The organism is Enterobacter sp. FUJ80071, assembly GCF_038739915.1.
GTDB classification, from domain to species: Bacteria; Pseudomonadota; Gammaproteobacteria; order Enterobacterales; family Enterobacteriaceae; genus Enterobacter; species Enterobacter kobei.
The window spans coordinates 3244927-3256194 of the sequence record NZ_JBBXKH010000001.1 but is presented as its reverse complement, the minus strand read 5'-3'; the positions used below and the strand labels follow the sequence as shown (position 1 = coordinate 3256194).

The 11268-nt window shown below is 59.6% G+C and carries 10 protein-coding genes; 5 read left to right on the top strand and 5 right to left on the bottom strand.

Annotated features, from left to right (window positions below; genetic code table 11):
* Positions 1-4 precede the first annotated feature (4 nt).
* Positions 5-436, bottom strand: coding sequence for a tripartite tricarboxylate transporter TctB family protein (locus AAER43_RS15785; RefSeq protein ID WP_014884622.1), 432 nt, complete (start codon positions 434-436; stop codon positions 5-7).
* A gap of 11 nt (positions 437-447) precedes the next feature.
* Positions 448-1428 (bottom strand): tripartite tricarboxylate transporter substrate binding protein, encoded by a 981-nt coding sequence (locus AAER43_RS15780; RefSeq protein ID WP_045281815.1) that lies wholly within the window; start codon positions 1426-1428, stop codon positions 448-450.
* Between the two features lie 141 nt (positions 1429-1569).
* Between AAER43_RS15780 and tctD the strand changes: the two genes are divergently transcribed.
* From tctD to AAER43_RS15760, 4 genes are all read left to right on the top strand, one after another.
* Positions 1570-2244, top strand: coding sequence for a transcriptional regulator TctD (gene tctD, locus AAER43_RS15775; protein WP_014884620.1), 675 nt, complete (start codon positions 1570-1572; stop codon positions 2242-2244).
* On the top strand, positions 2231-3640 hold the full coding sequence (locus AAER43_RS15770; RefSeq protein ID WP_023330956.1) for a sensor histidine kinase: 1410 nt from the start codon (positions 2231-2233) through the stop codon (positions 3638-3640). Before tctD ends, AAER43_RS15770 begins: the two co-directional genes overlap by 14 nt.
* 129 nt (positions 3641-3769) lie before the next feature.
* Complete coding sequence (locus AAER43_RS15765; RefSeq protein ID WP_045268973.1) at positions 3770-4309, top strand: YfaZ family outer membrane protein; 540 nt, start codon at positions 3770-3772, stop codon at positions 4307-4309.
* Between the two features lie 93 nt (positions 4310-4402).
* Positions 4403-5602 carry a nicotinamide mononucleotide deamidase-related protein YfaY gene (locus AAER43_RS15760; protein WP_023330954.1) on the top strand — a complete coding sequence of 400 codons (1200 nt, stop codon included), beginning with the start codon at positions 4403-4405 and terminating at the stop codon, positions 5600-5602.
* A 32-nt stretch (positions 5603-5634) separates the two neighbouring features.
* Here the strand turns inward: AAER43_RS15760 and glpC are convergent, their stop codons facing one another.
* From glpC to glpA, 3 genes are read right to left on the bottom strand one after another with little or no spacing between them, the layout of a single operon-like run.
* Positions 5635-6825, bottom strand: a complete 1191-nt coding sequence (gene glpC / locus AAER43_RS15755) for an anaerobic glycerol-3-phosphate dehydrogenase subunit GlpC (RefSeq protein ID WP_057057715.1) — start codon at positions 6823-6825, stop codon at positions 5635-5637.
* On the bottom strand, positions 6822-8039 hold the full coding sequence (glpB, locus tag AAER43_RS15750; protein ID WP_050862917.1) for a glycerol-3-phosphate dehydrogenase subunit GlpB: 1218 nt from the start codon (positions 8037-8039) through the stop codon (positions 6822-6824). Before glpB ends, glpC begins: the two co-directional genes overlap by 4 nt.
* Positions 8029-9657 carry an anaerobic glycerol-3-phosphate dehydrogenase subunit A gene (glpA, locus tag AAER43_RS15745; protein ID WP_050862916.1) on the bottom strand — a complete coding sequence of 543 codons (1629 nt, stop codon included), beginning with the start codon at positions 9655-9657 and terminating at the stop codon, positions 8029-8031. Before glpA ends, glpB begins: the two co-directional genes overlap by 11 nt.
* A gap of 252 nt (positions 9658-9909) precedes the next feature.
* Here glpA and glpT point away from each other — a divergent pair, with 252 nt between their 5' ends.
* Entirely contained in the window at positions 9910-11262 is a 1353-nt protein-coding gene (gene glpT, locus AAER43_RS15740) for a glycerol-3-phosphate transporter (protein WP_014884613.1), read from the top strand.
* Positions 11263-11268 lie beyond the last annotated feature (6 nt).

The following is an 11268-nucleotide window of genomic DNA, read 5'->3' as shown; positions in this document are numbered from 1 at the left end:
TCCGTTAATTAAGCCAGGCGCCGAGCGGTAACGTCACGTCCAGCAGGCGGTCAAAGGCGTACCACAGTAAAATCCCCATCACCACGCCTGAGATCCCTGCCGCGGGAAGGGTGGCGTTAAACAGCATGCCGATCACCATCGTCAGGATGGCGGTCGCCACCGGGAAGCCGAGCCATTCAAAGCCCCAGGCGTACATCAGCAGGACAATGACCATCACCAGCAGGCGCTGAAGAATGCGACGCGGTGGCCACTCGACGGTGTCCGGGTGGCGCAACAGCAGCGCCACCGAGCAGAGCAGCATCAGGCCGACGATGCCCATCGGGAAGGGGCGTGGCCCTACGGGTTCATAGCTGTATTCGCTGTGGATCTGCCAGGCGACAAACATCCCGCCAACGCAGAGCAGCAGCCATATCCCGGCAAAAATACGATCGCTCATAGCGCCTCCGGTTATTTCGCCAGGCCAAAGGCTTTCGCCTGCTCGCGGTAGTCATTCACCTGTTTTTTGACGTACTCATCCAGTGGCTTACCGGTCAGGTTAAATTCAAACAGCCCGCGCAGATCGCGCTGTTTCTTAAACGCTTCGGTCTGCTGGAGTGTGTTGAACGCGTCGACCCACCACTGGTACTCGGCATCGGTCACTTTTGGCCCGACGAAGAACCCGCGGATGATCGGCCAGACCAGGTTGTAACCCTGCTCTTTGGCGGTCGGCACGTTAGCCAGCTGTCCCGGCAGACGGTTTTCCGAGAAGACCGCCAGCACGCGGATTTTGTCCCCGTTCAGGTAGGGCACCATCTCGCTGAGATCGCCGGAAACGGCCTGAACATGGTTGCCCATCAGTGCCGTAACCGGCTCGCCGCCGCCTTCAAAGGCCACGTAGCGCATTTTGTGTGGGTCAACCTTCGCCTGTTGCGCGAGAAGGGCGGCTTTCATCCAGTCCTGGCTACCGATCGACGCGCCTGCGCCAATCACCACGCTGTTCGGATCTTTTTCCATGGCGGTGAGCAGGTCTTTCAGGGACTTCCACGGTGAGTCGGCACGCACGGCAATCATCCCGTAGTCGGTACCGACGGTCGCCAGCCAGCGCACGTCATCCACGCCATAACGGCCAAACTTGCCCTGAGACAGGTTCAGCAGTGAACCACCGGAGAAGGCCACCACCGTCCCCGCTTCCGCAGGTCGTTGTGCGACGATGGCGTTATAGGCCACCGCGCCCACGCCGCCGGGCATGTAGGTCACGCGCATCGGTTTCTCGATGGCCTTCGTCTCCAGCATGCTGACCTGAATCAATTTGCAGGTGAGATCGAAACCGCCACCCGGTTTGGCCGGGGCGATACATTCGGTACGGGACGGGGCGTCCTGCGCCTGAACGACAGAGGTACTCAACAGGAATGCGCTTGCAGCAAGGGTAGAAAGTAAGTGTTTTTTCATCGTTTATCCTCACGCCGGGGTACGGGTATGGGTCTTTTTTCTGATTATGTGAACCGCCTTGTAGCGGTTCCGTTGCGTGATTGTTAAAACAATAACCTTTCATTTCCCTTTCAATGGGGAACCAACTTTACAGGATGTGACATGCGTCTCTTACTCGCAGAAGATAATCGTGAGCTGGCTCACTGGCTGGAGAAAGCGCTGGTGCAGGAGGGCTTTGCCGTGGATTGCGTGTCTGACGGGCGTGCCGCCGACCATCTGCTGCAGGGAGAACATTACGCGGTTGCTATTCTGGACATCGGCATGCCCGGTTTTGACGGCCTGGAAGTGGTCCATCGCCTCAGAAAACGGGGGCAGACGCTGCCCGTCCTGTTCCTGACTGCGCGCAGCAACGTGGCGGACCGGGTAAAGGGCCTGAACGCCGGGGCGGATGATTATCTGCCAAAACCGTTTGAGCTGGAGGAGCTTGACGCCCGGCTGCGTGCCCTGTTGCGCAGAAGCGAGGGGCGCACGCAGGAACGCCAGCGTCTTGGGGAGCTGGAGTATGACGACGAGGGCTTTTTCCTGCTCCGCGATGAACCGCTTTCCCTGACGCCGCGCGAGCTCTCTCTGCTGAAAGTGCTGATGCACCGCCGCACCCGTCCGGTTTCGCGGCAGCAGCTTTTTGACCAGGTGTTCAGCCTGAACGACGACGTCAGCCCTGAAAGTATCGATCTTTATATTCACCGCCTGCGAAAGAAGCTCACCGGCAGCGGCGTGCGGATCACCACGTTGCGGGGGCTGGGATACGTACTGGAGTGCGGCGATGAGAGGGTTTAAGCCGCAGTCGCTCTACCTGCAACTGCTGCTTTTTCTTGGCCTGCCGCTACTGTTGCTGTGGGGATTGTCAGCCTTTAACAGCTACGTCAGCGCGTTGCAGGCGGCCACGCAGGCTTACGACCGCACGCTGTTATCCTCTGCCCGCACCATCTCGGAACGGCTGGAGGTGCGCGACGGCAAGCTGGCGGTGGACGTGCCCTGGGTGGTGCTTGATAGCTTTGAGCTCAACATGAACGACCGGCTCTATTACAAGGTGGTCGACCCCGACGGGCGGGTGATCTCCGGCTATGACGATCTGCCGAAGATGCCGCCTGCAACATCGCGTACCACGCTCTACCCCGCGCTGGCGTGGTTTTACCATACCGAATATCGCGGGCAGGCGATTCGGGTGGCGCGTCTGCTGCAGCCCGTGAATCAAGATTCTATTTTTGGCATGGCGGAAATTTACGTTGCGGAGACGCTCCAGTCCCGCCGCTATCTCGCCAGCCAGTTGCTCTTTTCATCCTGGGTTTCGCAGGGGCTGCTGGTGCTGCTGACGCTGGTGCTAACCGCCTGGATGCTGCGCCGCGTGTTGCGCCCGATGCGCCAGCTCTCCTCGCTGATGGTGCGGCGCGAGCCGGGCCTGCTGGCACCGCTGCCGGAGCTGCTGCCCTGGTCCGAGACCCGGCTGCTGATTGTGGCTTTTAACCGCTATATCGACCGTCTGCGCGGCGTGCTTTCGCGTCAGGAACGTTTCAACGCGGATGCATCGCACCAGCTCAAAACGCCGCTGGCGGTACTTAAAACACAGGTGTCTGTCGCGCTTACTCGCCAGGATCCCGCTTTGTGGCAGGAGAGTCTGCGGGCAATGAACGCCACGCTGGATGAGACTATCGTACTCACCGAGCGGCTGTTGCAGCTTTCGGCGGTGAAGGGGAGAGAGCAGGGCGATCGTCAGTTCTCGCCTGTGGATTTGGTTCAGGTGGTGCAGAACTGCTGCTTCTCCCGACTGGCGCAGGCGCGGAGCAAAGGGATCGATCTGGGTTATGACGGTGTGGAGCAGCCGGTCATGATCGAAGGCGATGACGTCCTGCTGGGCGAACTGTGCGCTAACCTGCTGGAGAACGCGATTAAATATACCCCAGCAGGCGGGACCGTGACCGTTTTCCTGCGCGCGGAGGCCGGTGCCGTTGAGCTGCGCGTTGAAGACAGCGGCCCCGGCATTGAAGAGGATCAGATCCACCAGGCAATGCTCCCTTTCCACCGCCTGGACAACGTCGGGGACGCTGCCGGTTCCGGGATCGGGCTGGCACTGGCGGGTGACATTGCCCGGCTGCACCGCAGCCATTTGCAACTCAACCGCAGTGAATCCCTGGGTGGCCTGTGTGTCAAAATGCGCTTTCTGTTGCTTGCATAAAAAAGCCGCAAGTTTCAAATCGTTACAATCTTCCCCCCCGCCGCACGCAGAGTGCTTGATCCCCGGGAGACTCAGGTTAAAATCTCGCGGTTTTGGGACTTCTCTATAAAATTGCGCGGGATCATGACAATGAAAAAAGTGGCATTACTGGGCTTAGGCCTGATGGTTGTATCTGCGGCGGCTAACGCCATCAGCTTCAACGGCTCGGCGGGTCAGGACTATACCCACCTGGGCTTTGGCCTGGGAACAGAGACTTCCGGTCTGGCGATGACCGGTGGCTGGACGCATAACGATGACGACGGCGATGCGGCAAGTCTCGGTCTGGGTCTGAACATTCCTCTTGGTCCATTCCTGGCGACCGTCGGCGGTAAAGGTATCTATACCAACCCGAACGACGGTGACGAAGGGTATGCGGCAGCGGTGGGTGGCGGCCTGCAGTGGAAAATTGGCGACAGCTTCGGTCTGTTTGGCGAGTATTACTACTCTCCGGACTCGCTCTCCAGCGGTATCGACAGCTATGAAGAAGCCAACGCCGGCGCGCGCTGGACCATCATGCGTCCGATTACCATCGAAGCGGGCTATCGCTACCTGAACCTGGCGGGCAAAGACGGCAACCGCGACAACGCGCTGGCCGACGGTCCCTACGTGGGCGTAAGCGCAGGCTTCTAATCCTGTCGGCGCGGCGTTCCGTCGCGCCAGTTTCTCTCTTCTCCCTCCCGCGTTTGCGCTATAGTGTTTTCACCAAATAAGCGGGAGAACATAATGATTAACGTGGAGATGTTATCCACCGGCGACGAAGTGCTGCATGGACAAATTATTGATACCAATGCTGCCTGGCTTGCCGATCTTTTCTTTGAGCAAGGATTACCGTTAACGCGTCGCAATACGGTAGGCGACAATCTTGAGTCGCTGGTCAGCATTCTGCGTGAGCGGAGCGAACACTGCGATGTGCTGATCGTGAATGGCGGACTCGGTCCTACCAGTGACGATCTCAGCGCGCTGGCCGCCGCAACCGCAAAAGGTGAAGGGCTGGTGCTGCATGAGGCATGGCTTTCACAGATGGAACGCTTTTTCTCCGAACGTGGCCGCGTGATGGCCCCCAGCAACCGCAAGCAGGCTGAAATCCCCGCCAGTGCTGAGCTGGTTGATAACCCGGTCGGAACCGCGTGCGGGTTTGCCCTGCAGCTGAACCGTTGCCTGATGTTCTTCACGCCCGGCGTACCTTCCGAATTTAAAGTGATGGTTGAGCAGCAGATCCTGCCGCGCCTTCGCGACCGTTTTACCCTGCCTGAACCTCCGCTGTGCCTGCGACTGACCACGTTTGGCCGTTCTGAAAGCGATCTGGCCCAGAGTCTTGACCACCTGCAATTGCCGCCGGGCGTGTCCATGGGCTATCGCTCCTCTATGCCGATCATTGAGCTCAAGCTGACAGGACCGGCGACGCAGAAAGCGGCGATGCTGGCCCTGTGGCCCGAAGTGCAGCGCGTGGCGGGCGAGAGCCTGATCTTTGAAGGGACGGAGGGGTTGCCTGCGCAGATTGCGAAGCACCTGCAGGATCGTCAGCTGAGCGTGACCTTAAGCGAGCAGTTCACCGGTGGCCTGCTGGCGCTGCAATTGTCGCGCGCCAGCGCGCCGCTGCTGGCCAGCGAAGTGGTGCCGTTCCAGCAGGAGACCCTGGCGCAAACCGCCCGCTGGGCCTCGGAGCGACGGGTTAAACATTTTGCCGGTCTGGCACTGTTCGTGGGTGGGCTGGATGAGGAACACCTTAACGTCGCGCTGGCGACGCCGGAGGGGACCTGGGCTCTTAGGGTCAAAATGAGCATCACTCGCCACAGTCTGGCGGTGCGTCAGGAAGTCTGCGCCATGATGGCGCTGAATATGCTGCGCCGCTGGCTCAATGGCAAAGAGGTCGCCAGCGAGCACGGCTGGATTAACGTTGTTGAGTCGCTATTCGTCGAGTAATGTTTGTGCCGGGGCGTTCGCCCCGGCCATGTTCAGCCCAGCGCGTTCGCCAACAGGGTAATCGGATGCTCACAGCGCTTGCTGGTGGACATCTCAATCTGCCATTTACAGGTTTCGCAGTCGGTCACCACGATATCTGCGCCGCTCTCTTCGATCTGTCGGAACAGCGGGGCGCCAATCGCCTGGGAGGTTGCGTAGTTTTCGCGCTTAAAGCCGTAGGTTCCCGCAATCCCGCAGCAGCGCGAATCCAGCACCGTCAGCTCAAGTCCGGGAATTAACCGCAGCAGCTCAAGCGTATAGAGCGACCAGCCCATTTTCTCCATATGACACGGGGTGTGATACACCACTTTCAGGGGCAATTTCCCCAGCGGCAACGTCTGCCCGCTATCGAGCTTGCGCCACAGGAAGCGTGTCGCCAGCTCGATGTGCTCGCGCAGGCCGGTATTATCCACGTCCAGCAGATGCGGGTACTCATCGCGCAGGGTGAAGGTACAGGTGGACGAGGTCGCCAGCACCGGAATACCTTTATCGACAATCGCTCCGCGCAGTGACGTGACATTGCTCTGAGCCTGCCTGCGCGCTTTATCGGTAAACCCGTTGGCGATCAGCGGTACGCCGCAGCACTTCTCTTTGTTCAGTAGCTGAACGCCCGTTCCCATGGCGTTTAGCACCTTCAGCAGATCTTTGCCCAGCTGCGGGTGGTTGTAATTCACATAGCAGCCGTGGAAAAAGGCCACCTGGTCGGCGTACTGCGCCTGCTCCGCCGCGACGGATTTGTACCAGCGGCGGAAGGTGCCGTGAGAATATTTCGGCAGGCTGCGGTGATGGTCTATCTTCAGCGTCGCATCCAGCAGCTGACGCACCGGTTTGAGGGCGGTCGCGGCATTCACCAGCGGGGCAAACGGCGTTGAGACGCTGCCCATCAGGTCGGTATGGCTGAGGATGGCATCGCGCAGGGACGGCTTTTGCGTGCTGTAGCGCGCCCGGGCGCGCTGGATGATATCGCCGATTTTCACATCCGACGGGCAGGCGACTTCACAGCGTTTGCAGTTGATACAGTATTTCAGCGCCTCGTCGTACAGCTTACCGTCCTTCAGACGCAGACGCTCGCCGTCAGGCCCGGCCTGCTTCGGTCCGGGATAGCGCGGGTTCACGCCGCTGACCGGGCAGACGGTCGTGCAGACCGTGCATTTAATGCAGCTTTCAAAACGGGTATCGTTCATTGTTCCGCCTCCGCGCGCTGGCTAATCTGCTCTGCCACATACAGCGCCGTGACGGCGCAGACCCCGCCACCGCACCCCTGAGTTATGGGATCGTACCCGCCCAACAGCGAGCCAATGGCAAAGAGATTCCTGACGGGGTTACCGGACAGTTGCGGGTGCAGTTGGTTATCAACCATCACGCCGAACTGTTGCCAGGGCTGCGGCGAGAAGAAATCACTCTGATACCAGTCCGCGCGGGACGCGCCTTGCCGGACATCAAGCCCCATAATGGCTTCCCGGATGCCCTCCCGGCTGCTCAGCAGCCCGTTGCTGAAGAAACTGCCGCTTGCCAGCACCGTATAGCGGGCGCGAAGCGGAATATCACCGTGGTTGCGGGTCCAGATTTCACTCACCGCGCCGTCCGTCAGGGTGATTTTTTTCACCTCGTCACCCGCCATCCACACGCCGCCCTGCGCCACAAACTGGCGCTGGAGCTGGGTATGCAGGCGAATGCCGGGCACGGAAGGGGGAAGCGTTGGCAGCAGGCCGAGCGAGCAGGGCAGACGGTCCGACAGCCAGCGCCACAGGCGGTTATCGCTGAGTCCAAAGCAGGCAGGCATCAACAGCGTATCGCAGGTTTCACCGAGCGGTCTGAGCGCCTCATACAGCAGCGGCCATCTGTCTTCGTTATCCAGAAAGCGGGCGATATTCACCGCGCGAAACTCGCTCGGGTTTTCGCGCAGGACATCCAGTTCAGGCAGTTCTATCTCTGCCGTCTCGGCGTTCACGCCCTGGCGACACAGTGACGCCGCCGCAAGATGGGGCTGAAAATCCAGAAAGCCGCTAATACCCACGACCCGTACCCGTCCTGTGCTCACAGGGGCAACGGGGACCTCCTCCGGGCTGAGCCATGCGGAACGCAGGGTGCCAAGCGGCGTGATGCGTTGATGATTTTGCCTGGCGCTCCCCTTCAGACGCGCACCGCAGTCAGCCAGCAGCGCTTCGGTTTCCAGCGCAAAGCGGTCAATATGCTGCGCGCCAACCCGATGATACGGGTGCTCCGGCGGCAGTTTGTCGCGGTACGTGTCGTCCACCAGATCCAGCGATCCCGACGAGAAGTGCAGGGCACTCTGGCCCCGGGTGATAATGGCGCAGCGCAGCCCCTGCTTCGTGAGCTTGATGCCACAGAGCAAGCCCGCCAGCCCGCCGCCGACAATCACGGTATCAAATTTCATCGTGTTGCTCCTTCTCAAGACCGCAAAGCCCCTGGTAGACCCAGCGGGTAAACTCGCTCTCACGCAGGGCATCGCCCCAGGCGACAGGCTGAATGCCTTTCCAGCGCTCGTTTAAAAAGGCGCTGAGCTGATCGAGCGACTGGGTGGCAGTCGTGGTATGAAAACGCTGCAGCAGACCCGCCGCACGGCAGGCGCACAGTTCACCCTGGCAGGTCCCCATGCCGACGCGGGTGCGACGGCGGAGATCGAGCAGGCTCTTGACCGTCAGGTTCTCCACCGCGTATTGCACCTCGCCCGCGGTGACGGCTTCGCACTCGCACACCAGGCTGCGGCTCAGCCGACCTTCGCCGAGCCAGACCGGCGTTCTGTCCCCGTGGCGGTAAATCGCAGAACCGCGCAGCGGGGCGGGCAGGGAGATGATTTTTTGCAACGTTTTTTCGGTGGACTGACGCGATCCCGGCAGCGGTTGTTCTGCCGTCACGCACGGCTCGGTATTCCCCAGCTTGCGGCAGACTGCATCGGTGGCCCATTCGGCCATCAGGCGGTAGGTCATTAGTTTGCCGCCTGTAATGGTGATAAATCCGTCCATGCCGTCGCGTTCGGCGTGGTCGAGCAGCACGATGCCCCGGCTAACGTTACGTCCGCTCGGATCATTATCGCTGGCGACAAGAGGACGCACGCCCGCGTAGGCACGCAGAATACGCGTCTGGGCCATCACCGGGGCCAGTTTCTCACCTTCACGCAGCAGGATATCCACCTCTTCGGCGGTCACGCGGTTGTAGTCAATTTCGCTGTAGTCGACGTGGGTTGAGGTCGTACCAATCAGCGAAATGGTATCGCCCGGCACGAGGATATCGGCATCAGACGGTTTGCGGCAGCGGTTGATCACATGGTTATTGATGCGATGGTCGAGGATCAGCAGCGAGCCTTTCGCCGGGAACATGCGCACCGACAGGTCAGCGTATTCTGCAATGCGCTGCCCCCAGATCCCCGCGGCATTAATGACGACGGAGGCAAACAGTTCGCTGTGTTCGTGGTATTGCGTATCAAACACCCGCACGCCGCAGACGCGCTGGCCTTCGCGGATAAGTCCGGTCACTTCATGTCCGGTCAGAATGCGCGCCCCATGTTCCCGGGCATCCAGCATATTGGCGGCGGTCAGGCGGAACGGATCGACGGTGCCATCCGGGACTTTCACTGCGCCAATAAGCGCCGGGTTGACCGATGGTTCCAGCTGCCGTGCCCGCGCCGGATCCATGGCCTCCGCCTGAATAGCTGCTGCGTTACAGGCGGTGATAAAGGTTTCCTGAAAGGCGAGGTCATCTTCGGGAAGGGTGATAAAGAGGCCATCGGTCGGTTCAATGCAGTGGCGGGCGATACGCTTGAGGGTCTGGTTTTCCGCAATACATTCCCGTGCCGACTCACCGTCAGTGACGGCGTATCGTGCGCCGCTGTGAAGCAGACCGTGGTTACGCCCGGTCGCGCCCGTGGCAATATCGTGGCGTTCCAGAAGCGTGACGCTTAATCCGCGAAGGGCGCAATCGCGAGCGATACCGGCGCCGGTGGCACCACCGCCAATGATAATCACATCGCTGTAGCGAGGATCGTGAATTGTCATTGTCTTCCCTCAATGTTCGTTTTTTTATCATTTAGCCACATGAAAACTGTGGTTTGTTTGATTTCGAACATAAACGCGCGAAATTCGAAAGTGAAACGTGATTTCATGCGCTTTTTTGCGCATTCTGTCATATTTCTGTAACAATCTGTGCGTTGATTCACAGTAACAATCACCATGATTTCTTAACATCCCCGGCTCTGGAATTCAGGTGCGAGCCACCTGCTCATTCAATTCAAGGCCACGGAGGCTGTCATGCTCAGTATTTTCAAACCCGCGCCGCATCGGGCGCGTCTGCCAGAGGCAGAGATTGATCCGCTATACCGTCGTCTGCGTTGGCAAATTTTCCTGGGGATCTTCTTCGGGTACGCGGCGTACTATCTTGTGCGTAAAAACTTTGCGCTCGCCATGCCGTATCTGGTGGAGCAGGGCTTTTCACGCGGCGATCTGGGGTTCGCGCTGTCGGGGATCTCTATCGCGTATGGTTTTTCCAAGTTCATTATGGGGTCCGTGTCAGATCGCTCGAATCCGCGCGTGTTTCTGCCCGCCGGTCTGATTCTGGCGGCTGCGGTGATGTTGTTCATGGGTTTTGTGCCGTGGGCAACCTCCAGCATTGCCGTTATGTTCGTGCTGCTGTTCCTCTGTGGCTGGTTCCAGGGGATGGGATGGCCGCCATGCGGACGTACCATGGTGCACTGGTGGTCGCAGAAAGAGCGCGGCGGCATTGTGTCGGTGTGGAACTGCGCGCATAACGTGGGTGGCGGTATTCCGCCGCTGCTGTTCCTGCTGGGGATGGCCTGGTTCAACGACTGGCACGCTGCGCTCTACATGCCTGCGTTTGGCGCCATTCTGGTGGCGATTATTGCCTTCGCGCTGATGCGCGATACGCCGCAATCCTGCGGCCTGCCGCCGATTGAAGAGTATAAAGACGACTATCCGGATGATTACAGCGAGAAGCACGAAGAAGAGCTGACCGCGAAGCAGATCTTCATGAAGTACGTGCTGCCTAACAAACTGCTGTGGTACATCGCGGTGGCCAACGTGTTCGTTTATCTGCTGCGGTACGGCATTCTGGACTGGTCACCGACCTACCTGAAAGAGGTGAAACACTTCGCGCTGGATAAATCCTCCTGGGCCTACTTCCTGTATGAATACGCGGGGATCCCGGGCACGCTGATCTGCGGCTGGATGTCGGACAAAGTGTTTAAAGGTAACCGTGGTGCAACAGGCGTGTTCTTCATGACCCTGGTGACCATCGCCACCGTGGTGTACTGGCTCAACCCGCCGGGCAACCCGGGCGTAGACATGGCCTGTATGATCGTCATCGGCTTCCTGATTTATGGCCCGGTCATGCTGATTGGCCTGCATGCCCTGGAACTGGCACCGAAAAAAGCGGCGGGCACGGCGGCAGGCTTTACCGGTCTGTTCGGCTACCTGGGCGGTTCGGTCGCGGCGAGCGCCATCGTGGGCTACACCGTGGACTTCTTCGGTTGGGACGGCGGCTTTATGGTGATGATTGGCGGTAGCGTGCTGGCGGTACTGCTGTTGATTGTCGTAATGATCGGTGAGAAACGTCACCACGCGGAAGTGCTGGCGCGTCGTCAATAAGGAACA

What these genes read in the sequence shown, in the direction of transcription:
- tctD (WP_014884620.1), top strand. Translation starts at nt 1,570, where the DNA reads ATGCGTCTCTTACTCGCAGAAGATAATCGTGAGCTGGCTCACTGGCTG.
- glpT (WP_014884613.1), top strand. Translation starts at nt 9,910, where the DNA reads ATGCTCAGTATTTTCAAACCCGCGCCGCATCGGGCGCGTCTGCCAGAG.
- AAER43_RS15760 (WP_023330954.1), top strand. Translation starts at nt 4,403, where the DNA reads ATGATTAACGTGGAGATGTTATCCACCGGCGACGAAGTGCTGCATGGA.
- AAER43_RS15785 (WP_014884622.1), bottom strand. Translation starts at nt 436, where the DNA reads ATGAGCGATCGTATTTTTGCCGGGATATGGCTGCTGCTCTGCGTTGGC.
- AAER43_RS15780 (WP_045281815.1), bottom strand. Translation starts at nt 1,428, where the DNA reads ATGAAAAAACACTTACTTTCTACCCTTGCTGCAAGCGCATTCCTGTTG.
- AAER43_RS15770 (WP_023330956.1), top strand. Translation starts at nt 2,231, where the DNA reads ATGAGAGGGTTTAAGCCGCAGTCGCTCTACCTGCAACTGCTGCTTTTT.
- glpB (WP_050862917.1), bottom strand. Translation starts at nt 8,039, where the DNA reads ATGAAATTTGATACCGTGATTGTCGGCGGCGGGCTGGCGGGCTTGCTC.
- AAER43_RS15765 (WP_045268973.1), top strand. Translation starts at nt 3,770, where the DNA reads ATGAAAAAAGTGGCATTACTGGGCTTAGGCCTGATGGTTGTATCTGCG.
- glpC (WP_057057715.1), bottom strand. Translation starts at nt 6,825, where the DNA reads ATGAACGATACCCGTTTTGAAAGCTGCATTAAATGCACGGTCTGCACG.
- glpA (WP_050862916.1), bottom strand. Translation starts at nt 9,657, where the DNA reads ATGACAATTCACGATCCTCGCTACAGCGATGTGATTATCATTGGCGGT.